Origin of the sequence: Dyadobacter sp. CY356, assembly GCF_021440195.1 — a bacterium.
Taxonomy (GTDB): Bacteria; Bacteroidota; Bacteroidia; order Cytophagales; family Spirosomataceae; genus Dyadobacter.
In genome coordinates this window covers 1,119,318-1,142,043 of record NZ_JAJTSZ010000001.1, presented here as the reverse complement: position 1 = coordinate 1,142,043, position 22,726 = coordinate 1,119,318, and the positions used below count along the sequence as shown (strand labels likewise).

14 protein-coding genes are annotated in these 22,726 nt (G+C 44.5%); 6 read left to right on the top strand and 8 right to left on the bottom strand.

Features of this window, described 5'->3' with window-relative positions; translation table 11 throughout:
• The first annotated feature begins 180 nt into the window (after nt 1-180).
• From LXL81_RS04770 to LXL81_RS04755, 4 genes are all read left to right on the top strand, one after another.
• Nucleotides 181-765, top strand: coding sequence for an RNA polymerase sigma factor (locus tag LXL81_RS04770; RefSeq protein WP_234645564.1), 585 nt, complete (start codon nt 181-183; stop codon nt 763-765).
• Between the two features lie 98 nt (nt 766-863).
• Entirely contained in the window at nt 864-1,841 is a 978-nt protein-coding gene (locus LXL81_RS04765; protein ID WP_234645563.1) for a FecR family protein, read from the top strand.
• 168 nt (nt 1,842-2,009) lie between these two features.
• A complete protein-coding gene (locus LXL81_RS04760; RefSeq protein WP_234645562.1) occupies nt 2,010-5,573 on the top strand; it encodes a TonB-dependent receptor in 3,564 nt (1,187 codons plus the stop codon).
• Between the two features lie 19 nt (nt 5,574-5,592).
• Entirely contained in the window at nt 5,593-7,371 is a 1,779-nt protein-coding gene (locus tag LXL81_RS04755; protein WP_234645561.1) for a RagB/SusD family nutrient uptake outer membrane protein, read from the top strand.
• A gap of 138 nt (nt 7,372-7,509) precedes the next feature.
• Here the strand turns inward: LXL81_RS04755 and LXL81_RS04750 are convergent, their stop codons facing one another.
• The 3 genes from LXL81_RS04750 to LXL81_RS04740 form a co-directional block, all read right to left on the bottom strand.
• Nucleotides 7,510-9,255: a serine hydrolase gene (locus LXL81_RS04750; protein WP_234645560.1), complete on the bottom strand. Its 1,746-nt coding sequence runs from the start codon at nt 9,253-9,255 to the stop codon at nt 7,510-7,512.
• A gap of 215 nt (nt 9,256-9,470) precedes the next feature.
• A complete protein-coding gene (locus LXL81_RS04745; protein ID WP_234645559.1) occupies nt 9,471-10,604 on the bottom strand; it encodes an AraC family transcriptional regulator in 1,134 nt (377 codons plus the stop codon).
• Between the two features lie 162 nt (nt 10,605-10,766).
• Nucleotides 10,767-11,633 (bottom strand): hypothetical protein, encoded by an 867-nt coding sequence (locus tag LXL81_RS04740; RefSeq protein WP_234645558.1) that lies wholly within the window; start codon nt 11,631-11,633, stop codon nt 10,767-10,769.
• Nucleotides 11,634-12,628: 995 nt separating this feature from the next.
• On the opposite strand from LXL81_RS04740, the gene LXL81_RS04735 reads away from it, so the two are divergent.
• Together LXL81_RS04735 and LXL81_RS04730 are read left to right on the top strand one after the other, a co-directional pair.
• Nucleotides 12,629-13,600, top strand: a complete 972-nt coding sequence (locus tag LXL81_RS04735) for an aldo/keto reductase (RefSeq protein ID WP_234645557.1) — start codon at nt 12,629-12,631, stop codon at nt 13,598-13,600.
• Complete coding sequence (locus LXL81_RS04730) at nt 13,601-14,428, top strand: AraC family transcriptional regulator (protein ID WP_234645556.1); 828 nt, start codon at nt 13,601-13,603, stop codon at nt 14,426-14,428.
• Nucleotides 14,429-14,644: 216 nt separating this feature from the next.
• Here the strand turns inward: LXL81_RS04730 and LXL81_RS04725 are convergent, their stop codons facing one another.
• The 5 genes from LXL81_RS04725 to LXL81_RS04705 all read right to left on the bottom strand — a co-directional run bounded on the left by LXL81_RS04725 (nt 14,645) and on the right by LXL81_RS04705 (nt 22,597).
• On the bottom strand, nt 14,645-15,028 hold the full coding sequence (locus LXL81_RS04725; protein ID WP_234645555.1) for a hypothetical protein: 384 nt from the start codon (nt 15,026-15,028) through the stop codon (nt 14,645-14,647).
• A 255-nt stretch (nt 15,029-15,283) separates the two neighbouring features.
• Nucleotides 15,284-16,768 (bottom strand): family 43 glycosylhydrolase, encoded by a 1,485-nt coding sequence (locus LXL81_RS04720; RefSeq protein ID WP_234645554.1) that lies wholly within the window; start codon nt 16,766-16,768, stop codon nt 15,284-15,286.
• A gap of 42 nt (nt 16,769-16,810) precedes the next feature.
• Nucleotides 16,811-17,881, bottom strand: a complete 1,071-nt coding sequence (locus LXL81_RS04715; RefSeq protein WP_234645553.1) for a family 43 glycosylhydrolase — start codon at nt 17,879-17,881, stop codon at nt 16,811-16,813.
• Between the two features lie 37 nt (nt 17,882-17,918).
• On the bottom strand, nt 17,919-19,463 hold the full coding sequence (locus tag LXL81_RS04710) for a RagB/SusD family nutrient uptake outer membrane protein (protein ID WP_234645552.1): 1,545 nt from the start codon (nt 19,461-19,463) through the stop codon (nt 17,919-17,921).
• A gap of 32 nt (nt 19,464-19,495) precedes the next feature.
• Nucleotides 19,496-22,597, bottom strand: coding sequence for a TonB-dependent receptor (locus LXL81_RS04705; RefSeq protein ID WP_234645551.1), 3,102 nt, complete (start codon nt 22,595-22,597; stop codon nt 19,496-19,498).
• Nucleotides 22,598-22,726: the final 129 nt, after the last annotated feature.

Here is a 22,726-nt window from a genome sequence, read left to right as displayed (position 1 = left end):
CTGGTATCGGTAATTAATATGCAGTAATACCAAATTAAATATTGCAATTAATCTGATTTTAGTTAACTTTATTCTGATATAGAATAATAATTCCAAATTAAAGTATAAATCTAATTTATCCTTGAAATTATTAATTTATATTCATAACTAAACCCGGCACCCGCTAAACAACTTAAAGGCATGGTAGATTACGATCAGCTTTCTGACGATGCATTGACCGATTTGTTAAAAACGGGTGAACAGGCCGCGTTCGAAGCAATCTACAATAGGTATTGGGACAAATTGTTCTATACCGCCCACCGCATAGTTAAATCTTCACAAATCGCGGAAGAGATTACTCAGGATGTTTTTTTATTGTTATGGACTAAAAAAGAAACCTTAAATATCGCCAGTCTCGGGCAATATCTGGCGGCCATGCTCAGGTATGAGGTTTACCGGTCGCTTTCGAAAATGAAAAAACAACAGGTCTACGAAAGCGAAGTGCGATATACAACCACGCCTTTTATTTCCATTGAAAAAGATATTGAAAATAAACTGTTACTGGAGATCATAACAACGCTGACCAACCAGCTTTCAGAAAAATGCAGGCTTGTCTTTCAATACAATAAACTTGAAGACCGCTCTTTGGCAGACATTTGTCAGGAGCTTCAAATCTCACCAAAAACCGCAGAGGCGCATCTTACAAAAGCATTGAAAGTAGTGCGCGCAAGTCTGAGCGATCCAATAAATTTTATTTTACAGATCTTCATTTTGGCCCAACTCTGAACTGCAATTTTCAATAATTAAAAAATTTTTCACTTCAACTAAGGGGTTTTACTTACTTCTATACTCTACGCTTAACAGAGGATCAATCCCAGGTAAGCATGAATCAGGAGTATCTAAAAATATTGGCACAAAAGTTTCTGGATGGAACCGCCAGCCAGGAGGAAAAACAGCTCCTGCACAGCTGGTATGACAGCATCACTTCCTCAGATCAGGCCGAACAGGTTTTTTCTGACAGCTATAAGACTCCTGAACAGTTAAAGCAAAACATTTTTGGCAAGTTAAAAGAGCGCATATCCAAAAACGAGATTCAGCAACCTGTGGTCCAGCGCAGTGTATTCAGAAGACCCCTGCTTTGGGCAGTTTCTGCGGCAGCCGTTTTAATTCTCATGCTGATTTTTCTGAGAAAAAAGCCCGACCTGGAAGATTCCATGCAGCTCGTACATGCCCCCTTTGGCCAGACGATCTCTATCCAACTATCGGATGGGTCCAAACTATGGCTTAATTCAGGATCAACTGTCAGGTTCGCAAAAACATTTCCACCGAATCTTCGGGAGATCCATCTGCTCAATGGCCAGGCATTTTTTGATGTGGTACATGAATCCAAACGGCCATTTGTGGTCAGAACAAAAAAGCTGGATGTGACTGTGCTGGGTACTTCGTTTGATGTGAAAGCTTATGATAACGATCAGCAGTCGAAGGTTACCGTAAAATCCGGAAAAGTAGGTGTGACTTTGCATAATCAACCCGGAAAACCTGCCATCATGCTACTTCCTGACAAACAGATTGTGGTTCAGCATGAAAAATTAGAAATCAAAATCAATGAAATAAGTCCACCGGCCATTGCGCCCTGGAAAGATAACCGCACGGTGCTGGAAGATGAGCTGCTTTCAGAAGTTTTCCGCGCGCTGGAAAGAAAATACAACCAGCACATCGTCGTTGAAAATCAAGTACTTGCACAAGAAAAAATATCGCTTACGCTGGACAATCAGCCCTTACCCGATGTGCTGAAAGTGCTGAGCTTTTCAAAGAAATTTAACTATTCACAACTAAACGACAGCACCATTGTAATCAGATAGACAGCAAAAGATCAGGCAGGTTTTCAAGGAAGATACTGCTCATAAAAAAACCGGGAACACGGCAAATGTCCCCGGAATAAATAGCCTCTTCTGCTGTGCAATGCTTCGAACCATCAACAGTCAGAAAGGGTAACGTTTAAGCGTTTAACCATTAAACATCAGACAAATATGGTGAATTATTACCGTAAGGGACTCCCCTTATTGAAAAAATGTATGCGCATTTCTACGCTAATTTTAGGCATTAACCTATTGACTGCGGCATTACTGGCGGCCAGTCCCAGTGAAGCCCAGCACGTGCATATGGATGTACGTCAGACAAGGGTCAAAAATGTGCTCCGCCAGATAGAGCAGCAAACCCATGTTACCTTTGCATTTGATGAAAAACTGATCCGAAACACGCCCCAGATCACGCTTTATGCCGTCGGACTGCCGCTGGATGATATATTGAAGCTCATTGAAAAGCAAACTTCACTGGAATTCAAGCAAGTTGGCAACATGATCGGTATCACCCAGAAGACCAAAGCTGAAATGATTCAGCAGGCCAAAGACCTTTCCTCTCAGGTTAACCTCAGGCTGGTAAAAGGCAGGGTCACGGATGAAAAGGGAGAATCGCTGCCTTCGGTGGCCATCCGTTTGAAAGGCTCCAACGAAGGTACCATGACTGATGTGGATGGTAATTACCAGATCAATGTCCCGGGCGACGAGTCGATCCTTATTTTCAGCTTCATAGGTTTTATGGGCCAGGAAGTAATGGTCGGATCACGTGGTGTTGTCGATATTGTTTTGAAACCTGACGTTTCCACACTGTCAGAACTGGTCGTGACGGGTTACAGCTCACAGCGAAAAAAAGATTTGATCGGCGCAGTTTCCGTCGTTGATGTAGAGCAGCTGAACCAGACGCCAAGCGGAACAGTGACAAGTCAGCTTCAGGGGCGCGCCTCGGGGGTAACCATTCTAGGTTCCGGCCAGCCTGGCGAATCTCCTCAAATCAGGATCCGCGGAATTAACACTTTTGGAAACAATGCGCCTTTGTATGTGGTCGATGGCGTTCCGACAACATCCATTTCGGATTTAAACCCAAATGACATTGGCTCGATGCAGGTTCTCAAAGATGCAGGTTCTGCATCAATCTATGGCTCGCGGGCGGCAAATGGCGTGATCATCATTACAACCAAAAAAGGAAAAGATAAAGTCAAGGTAAATTATACGGCATATTACGGCATGCAAACCCCTCCGGGTGGTAATGTCTGGAATACGCTTTCGCCTCAGGAACAAGCCCAGCTTAAATTTAACGTGCAAAAAAATTCAGGTCTGGCTGTGGGTGATGACCAGTATGGTTATGGCGCTACGCCCGTACTGCCTGACTACATCCTGCCGACTGGCGCCAAGGAAGGCGATCCGGCCACAGACCCGTCACTTTATTATGTCAATCCCAACTACACCTCGGTTGATGATTTTAATACTTTCAACCAGATTGTAAAAGCCAATAAAGCAGGGACCGACTGGTTTCACGAGATCTTTAAAAAAGCGCCCTCTACAAGTCATAATATTTCACTGAGTGGCGGAAGTGATCAGGGAAATTACCTTTTCTCTTTGAATTATTTCAATCAGCAGGGCGCCCTTACCAACACCTACCTTAAACGGTATACGATCCGCTCGAATAGTCAGTATAATATCGGCAAACACATCAGAGTGGGTGAAAACCTGGCCTACTCGATCAGTGATAACCCAAGAAGTACTTTATCGGATGGAGGTTCAGCCATCGGGTTTTCATTTAGAATGCAGCCCATCGTTCCGGTTCATGACATTATGGGAAACTATGCGGGCAGCCGTGCTTCCGGCATGGGTGATGCTTTTAATCCGGTTGCGATGCGTGAACGTACACGCTATAACAAAGGATTAAGCAACAGACTTTTTGGAAATGTTTTCGCAGAATTCGACCTTTTTAAATACTTTACTTTCCGTTCCAGTTTTGGGGGCGAGAATTATTCGGGAAGATCACAAAACTTTGATTTTCCAACCTACGAAAACAAAGAAAACAGCAATACTAACACGTACACCGAAGAAGCCTACTCAGGCTACAACTGGACCTGGTCTAATCTTGTGACTTTTCACAAAACCATGGGCAAACATGAGCTGACAGTCGTTGCAGGTACTGAAAGTTATGATAGCAAAGGCTATGATGTGGGTGGCAGCACGCAGGGCTATTTCTCTTTCGACCCAAATTATATGAACCTTTCAACAGGTTCGGGTACGAGAAGTAACAAAAGCAGCCGCTCGGGTGATGCGCTCTACTCGCTTTTGAGCCGGGTGGATTATATCTATGCTGATAAATATCTGTTCGGTGCTGTTATCCGCCGGGACGGATCCTCAAAGTTCATTAACAAAAGATATGGCACGTTTCCGGCTGTCAGCGCAGGATGGCGGATTTCCCAGGAAAATTTTATGAAAGGAATCAGCTGGCTGGATGATCTGAAATTGCGCGTCAACTATGGTGTGATGGGAAACCAGATCAACGTAGGATCTGCAAATGCGTTTACAACCTACGGCTCCAACCGCCGCAGTTCCTATTATGATCTTAACGGGACTGGTGGTTCGGGTGCTCTGGAAGGTTTTGAAAAATCACAGATCGGAAATCCGGATGCTGTCTGGGAGAAAAATGTAAGTACCAACATTGGTGTTGACGCAACTTTCTTTAAAGGAAAACTTGACATCATTGCTGATTATTACATCAAGGAAGTGAAAGATCTTCTTTTCAACCCATCTTTGATAGGAACTGCCGGAGGAGGAACAGTTCCATTTGTCAACATTGGTCAAATGAAAAACAAGGGAATTGATCTCCAGGTCAATTCAAGATTTGATCTGGCCAAAGACCTGAAACTGAATGCAACGCTGACCTTTACAACCTACAATAATAAAATTTTAAAAGTCACCAACAGCGCCAATTACTTTGATCTGGAAGGCCGTGGATTTGACGGGGCTTCAATCGTTAGAAACCAGGTTGGAAACTCGATTGGCCAGTTTTTCGGATATAAGATTGCCGGGTTCTGGAACTCGCAGGAAGAGATCGATCAGGCCAATGCGACTGCTGTCAAACAAACCGGAAACCCGGATGCGGTTTATCAGGAAGGAGCTGCCCTGGGCCGCTTCCGGTATGCGAACACCAATGGTGATGGCTTGATTTCTTCTGCCGACAGAACCATGCTGGGTAATCCGAATCCCGATTTTAGTTACGGTTTAAATCTTGCATTTAATTACAAAAACTTTGATTTCAGCATGTTCCTTTATGGCGTTCAGGGTAATGAAGTATGGAACCAGACACTTTGGTGGACCGATTTTAACTCTTCACGCTCAGGAGCAAAAAGTAAAACTGCCTTATACAATTCATGGACGCCGGAAAATCATAATGCGAAGGCGCCTATCCAGGAAAATGCCAGCTCATTCAGCACGATCAACGTTCCCAACTCTTATTTTATCGAGGACGGTTCTTATCTGCGTGCAAAAAACGTACAGATCGGCTACACATTTGCTCCGGGACTGTTAAAAAAGATCAAGGTGCAGCAGCTGCGTCTTTATTTACAGGCGACCAATTTATTTACCATCACAGGTTACTCCGGACTTGACCCTGAAATCAGCAGAAACAGCGATAACAGCCAGACTGTGATTGGTCTGGACGAAGGTTCTTACCCTTCCTCACGCCAGTATACAGTGGGTATCAATCTAACTTTTTAATTTGAACAGCGCGACAGATATGAAAAAGATATTCAACTATATAGCCACGCTTTGTTTGATCGTTTCACTGCTTTTCTTGCAGGCCTGCCAGGATGATTTTCTGGACAAGCCCGTTCAGGGAGCTTTGGGCGATGATGTTTTGGCAAACGCAAAAGGACTTGATGCGCTGCTCACCGGTGCATATGCCGCTCTGGACGGTCAGGGCGATTTCACCGGTGGCAACGGCTGGGAATCGGCTCCGGACAACTGGATCTATGGCGCAGTGGCTGCTGGTGATGCGCACAAAGGAAGTGACGGTGGCGATCAGACGCCTATTGCTGCGATTGCAACCTTCACCTCGGGTGCCGACAATGGTTTTTTTAATACCAAATGGAAAGCTTTGTATGAAGGTGTTACCCGGGCGAACACGGTTTTAAGGGTTTTGACGCTTGTAAAAGATCTGCCCGAATCAGAAAAAGCGCCGATTGAAGCACAGGCACGGTTTCTTCGTGGACATTATTATTTTGAACTGAAAAAAATGTGGAACATGGTTCCCTGGATCGATGAGAAAACGACAGACTTCAATCAGCCTAATGATGTTGACATCTGGCCTATGATTGAGACAGATCTGAAATTTGCCTATGAGAATCTGCCCGCTACACAATCGCAGGTTGGCCGGGTTAATAAGTGGGCCGCTGGCGCATACCTTGGCAAAACGTATCTGTACCAAAAGAAATTTGCCGAGGCTATTCCCGTTTTTACAGATGTGATTTCAAGTGGTGTGACTTCAAACGGATTGAAATACAGCCTGGTAGATTTTAAGGATAATTTTGATGCGGCGACCAAGAACAATGCAGAATCTGTATTTGCCATTCAAATGGTAGCAAACGATGGCACCCTGGATATTACCAATGCCAATGGTGGCGGTATGCTGAATTTCCCTTATGGAACCGGAGCCCCTTTCAGCTGCTGCGGATTTTATCAGCCATCACAAGCGCTGGTAAATTCCTACCGCACAGATGCTAACGGGCTTCCACTATTGGATGACCCCAACAGCAGCCCTGTAAAAAATGATATGGGCCTTACCTCTTCTGCACCTTTCACGCCTGACGCAGGAACACTTGATCCGCGTCTGGACTGGACTGTTGGCCGAAGGGACATTCCTTATCATGACTGGGGACTTTTTCCAGGAATGGACTGGGTCAGAGACCAGGCTTACGCGGGACCTTACGCGCCTAAAAAGAATATTCACAGACAGAAAAATCAGGATATTTATGCAGATCTAAGCTCGTGGGCACCAGGCAATGCGATTAATGTGCTGGTGATCCGTTTTGCAGATGTCTTACTGATGGCAGCCGAAGCCGAAACAAACGCAGGAAGCCTTCAAAAGGCAGAGGATTATGTCAATCTGGTAAGGGCAAGAGCGGCAAAACCATCAGGCTGGCTTTACCAATATTTGGACGAAGCTGATCCAATGGCAGGATTTTCGGACAAACCCGCAGCAAATTATTCCATCAAAACATATCCGGCTGGCAAATTTACGGCCAGCGGCAAGGACTATGCTTTGAAAGCGATTTATTTTGAAAGAGGCATCGAGCTGGCCATGGAAGGCCACCGCTTCTTTGATCTGGTACGCTGGGGAATAGCCGATCAGAAATTAAATGGTTTTTTCTCTTACGAATCTAAAATCACCACCGATTTAAACGGGGCCAGATTTACCAATAGTAAAAACGTCTACTACCCTATTCCTCAATACCAGATCGATATGAGTGTTGTTGGTGGCGTAGCCAAGCTGAAACAGAATCCGGGATATAACTAACCGGTTTTCATTTACAAAAACATGGCCTGCAAAATCGTTTTGCAGGCCATGTTTTTATCTGCCGTTCTATTCAAACCTTTAATTACTTTCAAATTTTAGATTATGTCAGATTCTGGTTTGGTCTAAACCCTTTTAATATCAGACTATTGTGTACCAATGATTAGATACAAAAATTACAAATAAATACACGTAGCTCATGAAGACCAATACCAGGTAAGTTTTCAGAATCAGCGGGCGCAAATGCCGCCAGTTCATAATCAAAAGAGTTATCGTTACCACCGCGAAAAGTGCAAAGCCAGACATACCGGCTATCCATAAAAAACGCGCACCATCCATGGGCAGACCAGCCTTCATTCGCTCAACAAGCTGCAATCCGGTGGTGACTACGACCAAAATACAAAGGGCAGCCACTGCCGGTGAAAGTCTGAGCAATAGTAATGGCAATGGCCATTTTTTCCAGTAAAAAAGGACTAAACTGACTAATCCGAAAACAATGCTGCTCAATAAAAATATTACGCTACCTGCAAATAAAACCAATGGAGCCCAGGCCTGAAAGGCTGAAACCCGCGTGAAATAAAGTGTTTGATCGACAAAAACGGGTTCATTCTCATTATTTCGAAGCAGTGCTGCATGGGCAAAATACGCGTTATCATTTTTGAATTGCAAGGATGAGCTGCCGGCCTGAGAAAAATGCATCACTCCACCCAGCAGCATATGCAAATTCAAGTGCCCGCCGGCCGCATCAAGGCGGAAGGTATTCTGAATTGCTTCAAGAAAACCAGTATACAGCTGGCCGGGATTTGAAAGACGGTAATAGCCGGCGTAGGGTTTTATTTCGCGTGCTGAAACTGGATATGACCTGGATGGAATTGATTTGGGCAAGTGCTGTATTAAAAAGGACCGGATCAATGCATCAGCATAACCATAAAATTCTTCATTATGGGTATTTATACTAAAAGCATAACCAACGCCAGCGTGACGGTCGTATAAAAAAGCAGACAAGAAACCGCCGATCGCTCCGCGGTGCCCTCTGAAAATATGCCCGTCGAAGACATATCCTTCATTTCCCGAACCATAGGTATTTTTCAAGCCTGCTTTTGCCGAAAGGTAGCTGTCCGGAGTTTCGGATTGTTCAAGAATCCGGGCCGACAGAAACTGACCCGAGCCGGTCTTCCATTCGTTCAGATATGCTTTTAACGCATGAGCGAAATCATCAGCCGATGCATTCAAAGATCCATATCCGGCATTATATTGGGGTTGGTGTGCAACGGGCTGATAACTTCCTTCCCGCCATACATATCCCTGGGCATACATACCGGAAGCCTTTCCTGCCAGATCCACATTTGCATCCTGCATGCCCAGCGGCGTAAAAATATTGTCCCGTAAATAACCATCAAGTGTTTGCCCTGATAATTTTTCAATCAGATAAGCAAGGATGGCGTAGTTAACACCGGAATAACTATGCCGCTGGCCGGGTTTCCACCGGCAGATCATGAATTTTTCAAAAATCATAATGCCCGTAATCCCTGGAAATGTTCTTTCGGAAAAATTATATTCCTCAAAAGGTGATTTATCAGCAAAGCCGGTGCTGTGTTCCAAAAGCTGCTCCACGGTTACAGGCGCAACAGACTCCCAGGAATTTTGAAATGGAATCTCGGGAGCAATATCTTTTAAACGGCTTTGCAGGGTGACTTTTCCGTTACTTATCAATTTAAGCATTCCGAGTGCGACAAATTGTTTGGTGATCGATGCCTGTCTGAAAAGATGATGGGCGGAAACAGGCTCGCGTTTCTTCACATTCGCGTAATGGATACCTCCGCAGTACAAGACCGAATCACGGGTGACGACCGAGAGCATCATGCCGGCAATATGCTGTTTTTGCATTTCTGAATTTAGCCGGGTGATTAGCTCCTGAACAGTATGCGGCACCGGATTCTGCTGCCCTTTACAAGATAACGAGCCCATAAAATATATAAGGGCAAACAAGAGAGTAAATGATTTGTAGTTGAGACTAAGCATACGAATTGTTGGATTTTGTATGCTCAAAGGTTGCTCAACACATTTTACGATGCGTTCGGATGTATCCGATCGAACACCTTTTAGTCCTTCTTTTGCAGATTATTGCCCTCCGCCTTCACAAATTCAGTAGGCGACAAGCCCATCCGTTTTTTGAATGTTGTATTAAAAGTCGTTTTGGAATTAAATCCTGACTCATACGCTACCCCCAGAATATTTAACCTTTCAAATGCGCCGGACAGCAGAAGTCGTTTGGACTCTTCGATGCGGTACCGGTTTACGAATGAAAAAAAGTTTTCCTTGTACGCTTCGTTGATCAGATAGGAAAGCTCGTGCACCGAAATCCCGATATGTTCTGCCAGCAAAGGCAGAGAAAGTGTAGAATCCAGGTAGGGCTTTTTGGTATCCATCAAATTTTCAAGCCGGTTTTTGAGATCTTCGAGCTCATCTGCATTTACTCGTTGTTGTCTGACTGGTCTTTCAGGTGTTTCCAGAATCAGTGATTGTATTTCCATACGACTGGCTTTTGAAAACGAATAAACTTCTCCCTGTCTGAGGGCAAAGAAAGACAAAAAGTAAGCCGATAGAAGATAAAGCCAGGGCGTGATCTCACGTAGAACGGGAATTTCGAAAAGCGCCAGATTTAACCAAAGAAAAATCACACCGGCCAAAACCCACAGAAAATTTTGCAGCCATTGCAGATCTACGGCCCCGGTTGATGAAACCACCTTGCGGATGTTGCGGCGGTGCGCCTTTAATTTCAAAAAGCTTAATGTCCAGTAAACAACGGTCTGCACCGGTAGTGTCAAAAAGAAAATTTTAAAGACCACATAAGCAGCCCACGGAGCGATCTGCATATTTTGGCCGGTCATCATGTGCGGCATCATAAAAAGCAGAAAAATCACAAAAGGCAACAAGTGTAAAAGTTCAAGGAATTTAAACCGTTTTGCAGGTGTAACGAAACTGACAATACTGAGATATAAAGCAGGCGCCGAAATAAAACGTGTCACTTCTGCCATGTCCATAAGCACCCGCTGCGAATTTTGTAAACCAAGTGTGTGAAGGAAAATTTCGAGCATGGCACAGCCCAAGGTCGCGGCAAAAACCGCTAACCAGCGGTTGGCAGTTAAGTTTTTGTGTCCGGGTGGTTCGATCAGTAAAAAGGCCAGCAAGAATACTGCACCGCAAGTCATACCAATCAATAACGGATTGTTCATTTTAAGAATTTGCGAGACTGGTTTTTATGTGATAGTTGGATATGAGCAGGTTTTCTGCATTGATTATTTAATAAAGATGCTTTGTTTATGTAGAAGAAATGGCAGGTCTGTTCAAGGTTGATCTTTGTCTTACTAAAACCATAATTTGCATTTTTTGTTTTTTTACTTACAAACCACAAAGGATGTCCAGTCATCTTTAAACCATTTTAAATTGGCGGGATCAGGGATGGAATTCACACAAATGGTTTTTAAATTATCGTTGTAGGTGCTGCCGAAAGAACTGAGTTTTACAAGATTTCTTAAATCAAGTGATGCCAGATTAGCTGATTCAAAAACAAATATACTTTGCAACATCGTGTTACGGCTAAGATCTAAACTTTTAAAGGCCGACAGTCGAATTGAAAGTTGATCAAGGTTTAAATTTGCTGATAGATCCAGCGTTGGAGCAGTAACCCTGTAACAATCTAAAACTTTCAAAGCACGCAAAGGTTTAAGATCAAAACTAGTCAGGTTAGAGCCAAGGGCAAGCGACTCAAGTTTGGGAAAATCGTTAAAATTAACTGTGGTGATTTTTGATTCAGCAATATTGAGTTGCTCAAGACTTTCAGGCGCTTTAAGTTTTAAAGCGGAAATGCCCGTAGCACCGCAGTTGAGAACCTTCAACCCGGCCAGCATTCGCATATCCAGATCATTGACTCCGGTGGCTGGAAAAGAAACGGTATGAAGATTCAAGTTCTTACTAAGATCGAGCGAGGAGAGGTTTTCTGTAAAACCACAATACAATATCTCTAATGCTGTATTTGCGGATAGATCAAGCGCTTTTAGATTAGGATTGTCGCCACAGCGAAGTTCCCGCAATGCAGGATTTTGGCTCAGATCAATCCCAGAAATCAGATTGGATGAACAATTTAAATAAGTCAGTGCACGGCAGTTCTTAATGTTCAGAAAAGTCAAAGAACGCCCTTCTTGCTCTGCATCAATAGTGATGCAGCTCAAATACTGAAGTTTGGTATTTTTACTTAAATCCAAAGAATCAAGTTTGAGATCGAAAATCACCAACGACCTCAGATTCTCAAAATGCTCAATTCCTTTAAGGCTCTTTATACTGTAAATATGGTTTAAATTAAGACTGTCAATTTTTTGAATATCAGAATACCGCATTGAACCATTAAGGTGCAGATCAGCACCTATATCATACAAATATTGCTCAAACTGCGGATCAACCGGGAAAGTTTTTTCGTCAGGCGTTATGACTGCGTTCTCTTTCTTACAGCTCTGTAACAGAAGAACAATGACACAAAGGGCTATCAGGTTTTTTAGTATCATGTGGCTTCTGATTTTTAATGAACAATATAAGCAAAACTTTCTTCAACTGCATACTCTCTTCCGGCAAAATATCCAGTTCTGGTCAATTTTTTACAATTAATGTAATTTGAAGCAGGCCACCAGGAGCAGTCAGTTCATACTCCTCATTGGCACCTGGGCATCTGGTTTTTAGATTACCTGAAATCGTATAATTCCAGATTTTTTCATCAGTACTTACAATCCAGGTACTATCTGAATCACAAGCTGATCCATATGTGGGCTTACCATTTGTATCGGTTTTATTAATAACAAAAAAGCCGTTACCAGCATATCTGGCTTGCAGATTTTCAATGGCAAGGTAGGTTGATCCGTCACACCCACAATCCGCATCCGCTTCAACTTTACTTTTTTACAGGAGAAAGCAAAAATTAAAAGAAAATAAAAAGATGCCCTGATAAAAAGTCTCATAGCTAATGTGGTCTAAATGATTTAAAACCAAGACCCGCTGATGTGAAAATAGTTGGAATTCTTATAAATATTTAAATTGTCCGTATTCAACAGCATATGCTATTTTCCTGAAAAGAGCATTTTAACATAAGCCTGGAATTTTCACTTAAAAAACCATTTGCTGCGCACCTGAACTTCAAATGAGCCTTACAGGTAAAATATTTGAGCCGTACAAGAAAGTGCCAGGCGCTCTCAAGCTCGATCTTTGTGGTATGAAAAATATCACAAAAATTCAACTCGGACACAATGGCCCGCTTGTATCAAAACTTGGTTTGGGCTGCATGCGTATGTCTTCGATCTGGGGCGGTGCTACACCTGACGAAACAGAAAGTATTGCCACGATTCACAAAGCGCTGGATTGCGGTATTAATTTATTGAATACCGGAGATTTTTACGGCGCCGGACATAATGAAATGCTGATAGGCAAAGCAATTAAAGGAAGGCGGGATGATGCCTTCATCAGCGTGAAATTCGGCGCCATTTTTCACAACGGTCAGCCGCTGGGAATGGATCTGCGACCGGTTGCCATCAAGAATTTTATAAACTACTCTCTGACCCGTCTGGGTATAGAAACCATTGACCTTTATCAGCCCAGCCGGATGGATGGCAGTGTGCCGGTGGAAGATATCATCGGAACGGTTGCTGATCTGATAAAGGAAGGTAAAGTGCGCTATATCGGTGTATCTGAAATTACGGCTGAACAGCTTCGTAAAGCCCACAGCATATACCCGGTAAGCGCACTGGAAATCGGCTATTCGCTCGCTGACCGTCAAATAGAGACTGAACTGCTGCCGGCAGCCAGGCAGTTAGGTATCAGCGTGGTGGCCTTTGCCAATACCGCCGAGGGCCTGTTGACAGGTGATATGAAGGCTCCAATCACAGAAAACGATTACCGAAGCCACTTCTCCCGGTTTCAAGGTGGAAATCTTACTAAAAACCTGATAAAAGTAGAAGTCTTAAAACAGATCGCCAGAGAAAAAGGTTATAGTCCGACGCAGATTGCAATTGCCTGGGTCAAACAGCAGGGCGATTATATCATGCCACTTGTCAGCATGAGCCGCAGGTCTCGTTTGCCCGAAAACATTGAAGCGATGGATATTGTATTTACTGCGGAAGAAATAAACACTTTAAACACTACTTTTGCAATAGGCACTATACTTGGCAGTACCTACTTAGAACGATAAATGACCAGTCCAGCAGAGATACTTCCCGGGGTAATTTTCTATTCATATCTTTCCACTGAGCGGAAAGAAAAAGTATGCTTGTGGAACCACCACACGCTGATCATGCAGGTTTCAGGCCAGTTAATCATGGAAACCTCCGGGCAAAGTCTATCGATGGGCAAAGGAGAATTACTGCTGATTGGCAAAAATCAGTTGGGTACGCTCACCAAAACACCCGCGGCGGAAGGGCATTATGAAACAATTGTTATATCACTTCAGGAGCAGCTGCTGCGCAGGATCGTGTTGGAAGAAAAACTTGAAGCCGACCAGAAATACATTGGCCGGCCCAATATGCTGATTCCGTTAAACGAATTCATTCAGGGATATTTCCAATCGATTGTTCCTTATGCACGCAGCTCAGGAGCGGCTATGACAGATGAAATGGGCATTCTGAAAGTGAAAGAATGTGTCAAATTACTGCTTATTGCCGTTCCTGAACTTCGCAGCTTTTTATTCGATTTTTCAGCGCCTTTCAAGATTGATCTTGAAAAGTTCATGCTCAGTAACTTTCAGTTTAATATTCCTGTTGAAAAATTTGCGCAGCTTACAGGCCGCAGCCTGGCAGCTTTTAAACGCGATTTTGAAAAGACATTCGGTACTTCGCCCCGGCACTGGCTGCAAGACAAACGGCTGACTGAGGCGAAACACCTGATCGAAACCAAACACCAAAAACCCTCGGCCATTTACCTGGACCTGGGCTTTGAAAGTCTTTCCCACTTCTCCTATTCGTTCAAGAAAAAGTTTGGTATGCCGCCAACAGCAATGAATTATCCGGTTATCACAAAATAATTATTCGGATTTTATACCAACCTGGCCGTCAGAATTATAAGTGATTCCCTTTTAATTTGGGGGCCGTATTGAAGAGATAACAATCCAGCGTCCATAAATTTTAAGCCGTCACTTTTGTCTTTGTCAATTATCCGGATCTTCTTCATAACTATTACATTCAGATTGACGAAGGAATTTACTTCCCGTTATTTTAATACGAATCAACGTTTTTGATAACTACCACAATTTAGTCCCGTACAAAACTTTAATCTCTATTCGGTTATCTCTAAATTCTTTGAATTTCACAGGGTCCAGCAGATCCAGCTTCACTCCGTCACAGAAGTATTGGTGTATATTCGTAGAACTTGAAACACCACTCTGCACTTCAATGACCTGACTGTCATTGTATTGATATAAAACAATCCCATTTATTAGTGGCCCTCCATAAAATTCTTTATACAGCTTATTAAGCCATCTCAAATTATTGACCGGATCTGACACGCCGCATACAACGTCTTTTTCTGGTTCTTCTACCGGATCTTCGCTTTTGCAATTTGTTAATACAAACAAAACCAGTATTAAGAAAAAGGCTGATTTAATTTTAAGTAAAACGTTCATCATCAAGGAAGTTTGGTTTTTCAAAGGACACATTTCGATGGGTAATGGTTGTACTTAAAGAACAATTAATTACATTTTTACTGAAAACTTAAAGTCAATATTGCCAAAACGCGAGGTATCTCGCAGGCCGACAAACCTGGTAGCCCCTAAGATTAAGCTGGTGCCTGTACGGTGCACCAGGATAAAAAACGGAAAAAAATATGAATGTGATACGACTGGCCCCGGCCTAGCGACCGATACACTGCATCTTCGAAGGTGTTATTGATTTTTAAAAATAAACCGCTCTATAACCGCTTCACTACCCTTAGAACCCACAGCAACAATCCCTGCCCGCACGGCCCTGTCCCAGGGTGGCAGGTAAGAGATGTCTGGTTTACCAATTTGCAAAGGCATAAAATCAGAACCGTTCAGACTATACTGAAAATGGATATCGGTACTTTTTTTAACGCTCATTTTTAAATGAACACTCTTGCCATCTGAGACGGCTGCAAATTTCCCCAGAACATTCCTTGCGCCTTCTTTGACCAGCGTAACCAGGATACTATCCCGGGTTGCCGAAGCATAGATCAAATTTTTATCGTCTCCAATTAAAGCCACTCCGCTTGCTGCACCAACAGAAGGAATCATTTGAACGGTCGCCTCATAATTCGGAGTGTCAATTTTTTGGGCCAGAAAAGTTTCCTTATCATCTTTAAGCCGTATGGCAATTTTGCCGTCTTTCAGCTCCATGACTGGTTTATTAAATACCGACCAGTTCCATCGCAAATCGAGTTTATCCTTGTCAAAATTATCGGTGACAGAATAATCTGCTTTAATAGTCTTGGAAGAAATATATTCATCTGTGAAAACAAGCCAGTTATCATCTGTAAATTCAAATTTGCGGATCAGCGCCTGACGGCCGGTATACTTGTTTGTTGACTTCTCATAAGCGTGGTACATAAAGTAGTTTTCCCCCTTGTACTTAACCGCTGTTCCGTGCCCGGGGCACATCCAGTCACCCTGAGCGCTCATTACCGGATTTTTAGAATATTTCTCCCATGGACCCATTAAATTCTTCGATCGCGCGATGCCTGTTGCGTAGGTACAGCCTGGCCCGCAGCAGCCAGCCGCTGCATAGATCGCATAAAAGTATCCGTTATTTTTAATCACCGAAACGCCTTCCACCAGATTGGCCTCCCAGGGTGTATCGTTTCTGAACAGCTCTTTTTTTTCGCCTGTGAGTGCGGTTCTTTCTTCATTGACCGCCTGTATCCAGATCGGCGTTGGTTGGCCGATGCTGTTTCCATCCTCTTTCCAGATCAAAAACAGCTTGTTATTCTCATCACGTATGGGAAAACCATCAATGGAACCGTCTACCTCACAAACCAGTGGGCCATGGTCTTTAAAAGGACCTTCGGGGCTGTCCGCGCTTGCTACACCCACACATAAATTACCGCCTTTTTTGTGCGCGGTATAGTAAACATAGACCTTGCCATTATCATAATTCAGCTCAGGTGCCCAGTAATAATAATCTGCCCAGGCGGTAAGATCCGGAAAAATAGCTCCTGTCTGCTTCCAGTTTTTCAGATCTTTTGATTTCATGATGGGAAATGCCGGTGCCCAGTTGGAACTCGTTGCTGCGGAGTAATAAGTTTTTCCAACTTTGATCACAGATGGGTCTGCAAAATCGCCGCGGATGACTGCCCGCTGCGCGTTGGCAAAATGAACCACTATAACCAGTAAGGCAACAATCAATTTCTTCATGAATAAATTTTATCGTGTTTTTATAGGTCAAATATAACGAAGCTATTCACCCGAAGGGACAGCCAGCGCCTGCCCTGTTGCGACCGGCTCGCCAAAAACAGGAAAACCATCCGCTGTCCAGCTGAATTTTTGCATTCTGACATTTCTGGCATCGCCACAGCCCTGCCCTGACGCTGAATTTGCATGATAAATAATCCAGTCTTCTTTTCCGTCTCTGGACTTAAAAAAACTGTTATGGCCCGCGCCATATGCATTTGCCGATGCAAGTCCTGTAAAAACGGGCGCATCACTTTTAGTCCAGCTTGCTGCGCTCACCGGATCGCTTCCATCTTTTAGGTTCATCAATCCAAGCGAATACCGGTCGTCTCCGCAGTAGCTGGCAGAATAAACCAGGTGTATTTTCCCGTTTGGACTTATCAGAATTTCAGGGCCTTCATTCACCGCAAATCCGCGTTTTTCCCAGTCGAATTGTGGCGAAGAAATCAGTACCGTTGACCCGGTAAGCGTAAAAGGATCGCTCATTTTTGATATGTACAGATTTTGCGTCAAATCAGTACTCCCGCCGGCAAACGGCCTTCCCGACCAGATCAAATAAAGGCTGTTATTGTGTTGAAAAAGCGTCGCATCGATTGACCAAAGGTCTGCTGGCTGCGTTGAGAGTTTTCCCTTATCAGTCCAGGTGCCCTGCGTAGGATCCGGGTTTTCATTTTCCAGTACCCAAAGTCTGTGCTCGCGGTCATTTCCATCAGAACCAGTATAATAGATATACCACTTTCCATTCACAAAATAAAGCTCCGGTGCCCAGATATCCCTGGAATTGCCACCGGTGGCTGGCGCGCTAAAAACGGTGACAGGTGTCACATCCTTTAATTTACTCATCTTACCGGTTTTCCATATCTGGATCCTGTTACCAAGCGTATGCAAATAATAGTAGGTTGTATCTTTTTGAAAAACATATGGATCAGGCGCAGCATTTAGCAGCGGATTGGTGAAAGTAGCGGTCTGCTGCTCACCCGGACTGGGTAACTGGGTTTGTTTTTTACAAGACGCATCAATAAACAGTAATAATACGCTCCAAAAAATGACCTGCCTTAACAAAGCTTTATATAACATAAATATTATTTAAAAATCACCAAAGATCATTTCAAGTTTAGTACCCCGGATTTTGTGTCAGGTTCGGGTTCAGATCTATATCCGATTGCGGGATCGGGTACCACTCGTTTTTCCCTTTCACAAAATTAGTAAATTCCGGATCTCTTACTGCCAGCTCCGGCCCCAGATCTCCCCAGCGCTGCAAATCTGCAAACCGCCAGGTCTCGCCGGTCAGCTCGGTAATACGTTCGTGTTTGATCTGCGTCAGAAACTGCGCCTGAGTCATACCAGGATTTGTTTGCGACAAGGCCGGTAAGCCGGCACGGGCTCGCACCATATCTACATATGGGTACGCCTGAGCCGTTTGCCCGGTGCCGTTGAGTGCTTCGGCATACATCAATAAAATATCGGCATAACGCAGTAGCCGGTGATTGTTGGGCGATCGGAACCCTTCTTCGGTCCTTCCCGGCTCGCTGTCGTTCAACTGTTTTCTGAACCAGACTGTGCTGCTTTCCCCCCCGGTTGTGCCATAACGGCTGGCAAAAGTTTGTCCGTATATCATCGTAAACTCCGGACCCCGTACATCGGTTGAATCAAAAAGTAACGTTGCAGCAAGCCTTGGATCACGGGCACCCTGGGCAGTATTTTCTTTCTCAAATTCTCCAACCAGCCAGCGGCGGGCAGCGCCGTCAGAAAAACCCACGCCACGCGGTGCATAAAACTGTGCAATCGAAGTACCTGTGTTGTTGATCCTGGTTTCGTCCACATCATCATCGGTACTTTCGTTGGGATTAAAGCGGAATTGTATTTCAAAAACTGATTCGCTGTTGTTCTCAGTCGATGCAGTAAAATTATCCCGGTAGTTCGCCCTCAGCGTGTATAGTCCTTTTCCTTCGCCGGTAATAAACCAGGCCAGCGTGGTGGCTGCCTGTTGATATTTGTTTTGCTGCATATATGTTTTTCCAAGCAAACCCAACGCCGCGCCGCGCGTAGCCCGGCCCAGATCATCACCAGTATAACTCAGCGGCAATAACGGAGCTGCTTCCATAAGATCTTTCTCAACCTGAGCCCATGCTTCGGCATTTGTAGCATTGGAAGGCCGGTCTGTGGCTTCGCTGGGTTGCAGCACAAGCGGTGGACGGCCGAAATACAGGGTCAGATTAAAATAAAACAAACCGCGCAGAAACTTTGCTTCCCCCAAGATACGGTTCTTCAAAGTTTCATCCATGTCAATACCCGGAACATAGGCAATTACCTGATTAGCCCTGAATACGCCAATAAATAAATTTTGCCAGGTCCCTGCCGTCAGACTTTCGTTGAAGTTGGTCTGGTTGAAGCTCATGATATTGTTTAGTGTAATATCACCACCCGAGCCGTAACCTTCATCGGAGCGTAGCATACCGTGAAAGAACAAAAACCGCGAATACAGCGTGGCTGTCCGGTGGAACGTACTGTAAACTGCATTGATGCCTTTCACAGCATCGCTTTCACTTTTCCAAAAGGATGCAATCGTTGGGTTATTGGGATTGGGCTGGTCAAAATCGCGGTTGCAAGCCGTCGTGATCAGCAAAACAAAACAGGTAAGCAAAAATATCTTTTTCATATTGATTCTTTTGTAAGATAAATGAACGCATTTCAGAACCCCAGGTTCAGGCCCACAGAAATGATACGTGAAGATGGATAACTGCCCAGATCCACACCCGGTTCGAGGTTAAAATTCGCTCCTACCACATCCGGATCCAGCCCTGAATATTTGCTGAATGTCAGAAGGTTCTGCGCGCTCACATAAACTCTGGCGTTCACGATGGCTAGTTTATCGGTTACTGTTTTAGGGATAGCATAAGCCAGCTCAACATTTCTTAATCTCAGATAAGAACCGTTTTCAAGCCAGCGGTCTGTATTTGCACGCACGTTTGAGACAATTCCCCGGTCGGCCGAGGCAGGATCCCCGGCCGCTCCTGTGGAATAGGAAACACCAAGGCGTGGAAAATCTGTATCGGTATTCTCCGGGGTCCAGGGGTTGATATCCCTGCGGTAATTGGAATATCCCATTCCGTCAATTTCCCGTTTCACGTCATTATACAGCTTTTGACCAAAAGCCCCGTAAAACTGAATATTCAGTGATATGCCCGACCAGGTTCCGTTCAAAATAAGGCCTGAGGTAAGCTTTGGCCATGGACTTCCGGCAAAAGTCCGGTCGCGGTCATTTATATCGTCATTTGTCCCCTGGTCCACACGGTTTACATACCTGACATCACCTGGTTTTGCATAGGAGGCCTGGGCCTTGTGTGCAACGATCTCCTCATTATTTTGAAAAAGCCCATCGGTTTTAATCAAGTAATATTCTCCGATAGAGCGGCCAACCTGCGAGCGCGTATTGCCCGACTGAATGTAATTTCTCGGCTCGCCTGTTTCTTCATCCACACCAAGATTTCCTAACGCAAGCAGTTTATTTCTAATCAAACTAAAATTCGGGGCCACGCTCCATGTAAACCGGCCGGAAGTCTGGCGGTAGCTTAAGTCAAGCTCAATGCCTTTGTTTTCAATTGAACCGATATTAACCAGTGGATCGCCCTGTAAATTACCGATGTATGCCGGTAGTGGAAGTGACAATAAAACATCTTTGGCCACCGAGCGGAACGCGTCAACAGTGATCGCCAGTTTGTTATTGAAAAGCACCAGATCAGCACCAATATTGGTCGTAGCTTTTTGTTCCCATTTAATATCTTCATACACCAGCCGGGCCTGGGTGGCACCCGGAAACTCAGTCTGGTCGGAGCCGAAAACTGCCCTGGGCGCCTGGTTGAGAAAGCCGGTAAACTGATAATTACTCAGATTCGCCGAACCCAGAATACCATAGGATCCTCTCAGTTTAAGCTCTGAGATAATATCTGATTTGAAAAATTTCTCATTGCTGATTTTCCAGGAAGCCGCCGCAGAAGGAAAATATCCTGTGCGGTGTGCCGGCGAAAACCGTGAGTCCTTATCGGCCCGGAAAGTAAGAGTCAGATAATATTTTTCGTCATAGTTATAATTAAGCCTTCCAAGCGCCGAATTGATAAGCGTCTGCGATCGCGTCCCGGTTGCTGTCATGCCGCCGCTGGCAGAATTGATGGTTGTAAAATAATCCCCGCCATAAATGCCCAGCTGTAATCTTCTCCCGCCCACGCTTTCATTACGGATTGTTTGCTGCGTATAACCAACCACTCCGTTTAACGTATGTTTGCTAAAAGCAAAATTAAAATTTAATGTATGTTCAAAAAGATAACTCAGAAACTGTGATCTGGTCTGCGCCACGCTGCTAAATTCAGGTGACTGGTTCCAGTACCAAAGCCCTTCCTTTCTAATATCATTTACTTTATCAAAGCTTGTCTCCAGCCCCGCGTTGAAACGGTAAGTTACGTTTTTTAATATTTTATAATCCAGATAAGCGTTCCCCAAAACTTTGAAAAAGTTGGATGTCGATTTTGTAATATCGTTGATCGCAACCTGGTTTCTGGCATAAGAGCGCGCATTAAATGAGCCATAACCCCAGCCACCCGGGTTGGACGTACTGGTCAGATCAGCACTTTGCACAGGAATGATCGGCAGACTGGTCCAGATATCGTACCAGGCATTTCCTTCTGCAAATCCTCCCTGAAACGGCGCATTACGCTCGCTGCTTGAAATCATCAGATTTTCCCCGAATGTAAATTTACTACGGGTTGCTTCGGTATTGATCCTGAACGATGCCCGCTGGAAATCGCGCGCTTTAAGTACCCCTTCATCGGCAAAGTATGCGCCTGATATCAGAAATTTGCTATCCTTTCCCCCACCCGATAGACTGATATTGTAATCCTGAATACTGCCTGTCTGAAGCAGCTGATCCGCCCAGTTGGTATTGACTGCTCCGTTATAAGCGGCCACCGCAGGCTGCAATGCGTAACCCGCCGCCTGATAGGCACTTTTATTGGTAGCGACATATTCCTGCGCATTCATCATATCCCAACGTTTGGGAAGTGTTGAAAGGCCAACGCGAACAGAGCCTTCTACTTTCAGCGGGCCTTCCTTGCCCTTTTTTGTGGTTATGATAATTACTCCATTGGCAGCGCGAGATCCGTAAATGGCTGCGGCCGATGCATCTTTCAAAACCTGGATTGTTTCAACATCGTTTGGGTTGACGGTAGTATTGGCATCAGCAAGCATACCATCAATCACATAAAGCGGACTTGCATTTCCAAACAGCGTACTTAACCCGCGTATATTGACCACCGCCTCCTGACCCGGCGCGCCGCCACTGCGTACTGCAACGCCGGGCGTCATACCTTGCAGCGTTTCAGGAACCGAGCGGGCAATCCGCTTATTGACATTCTGCGCATCAACAATACCAGTCGCGCCCGTCAGATCTGACCGCCGGACCGACTGGTAACCGATTACAACAAATTCTTCCAGATTCTGGGCATCCTCTGCCATCTGGATTGTATAAGATGATTGGTCAGTGACAGCAATATCCGAAGGCAGATAGCCAATAAACGATACGCGAAGTGTCTGTCCGTTTTGAGCAGCAATGGTAAATTTACCATCGGCATCGGTAATTGTAGCAGTATTCGTGCCAGTAATAAACACGGTTGCACCCGGCAGTGTTTCCCCGGTGGACGACTGAACGGTGCCGGTAATTTCCCTGGTTTGTGCAAAAACGATCGGCACAAAAAAGAAAAGGAAAAATACGATTCGAATCAGCGTAAAAAAGTAGCGCATAACGGATATAGTAAGATGATAAAGTGAGTAGTTTGATCGTTAGCTGGTTACAGCAGGACCAATTAAAATGGCATCGATTTTATAAAAAATTGTGCCAAACAAATATGAACCTTACTACTGAATGGAATT

Coding starts and splice junctions, on each gene's coding strand:
- LXL81_RS04770 (WP_234645564.1), top strand. CDS start 181: ATGGTAGATTACGATCAGCTTTCTGACGATGCATTGACCGATTTGTTA.
- LXL81_RS04765 (WP_234645563.1), top strand. CDS start 864: ATGAATCAGGAGTATCTAAAAATATTGGCACAAAAGTTTCTGGATGGA.
- LXL81_RS04760 (WP_234645562.1), top strand. CDS start 2,010: ATGGTGAATTATTACCGTAAGGGACTCCCCTTATTGAAAAAATGTATG.
- LXL81_RS04755 (WP_234645561.1), top strand. CDS start 5,593: ATGAAAAAGATATTCAACTATATAGCCACGCTTTGTTTGATCGTTTCA.
- LXL81_RS04750 (WP_234645560.1), bottom strand. CDS start 9,255: ATGCAAAAACAGCATATTGCCGGCATGATGCTCTCGGTCGTCACCCGT.
- LXL81_RS04745 (WP_234645559.1), bottom strand. CDS start 10,604: ATGAACAATCCGTTATTGATTGGTATGACTTGCGGTGCAGTATTCTTG.
- LXL81_RS04735 (WP_234645557.1), top strand. CDS start 12,629: ATGAAAAATATCACAAAAATTCAACTCGGACACAATGGCCCGCTTGTA.
- LXL81_RS04730 (WP_234645556.1), top strand. CDS start 13,601: ATGACCAGTCCAGCAGAGATACTTCCCGGGGTAATTTTCTATTCATAT.
- LXL81_RS04725 (WP_234645555.1), bottom strand. CDS start 15,028: ATGATGAACGTTTTACTTAAAATTAAATCAGCCTTTTTCTTAATACTG.
- LXL81_RS04720 (WP_234645554.1), bottom strand. CDS start 16,768: ATGAAGAAATTGATTGTTGCCTTACTGGTTATAGTGGTTCATTTTGCC.
- LXL81_RS04715 (WP_234645553.1), bottom strand. CDS start 17,881: ATGTTATATAAAGCTTTGTTAAGGCAGGTCATTTTTTGGAGCGTATTA.
- LXL81_RS04710 (WP_234645552.1), bottom strand. CDS start 19,463: ATGAAAAAGATATTTTTGCTTACCTGTTTTGTTTTGCTGATCACGACG.
- LXL81_RS04705 (WP_234645551.1), bottom strand. CDS start 22,597: ATGCGCTACTTTTTTACGCTGATTCGAATCGTATTTTTCCTTTTCTTT.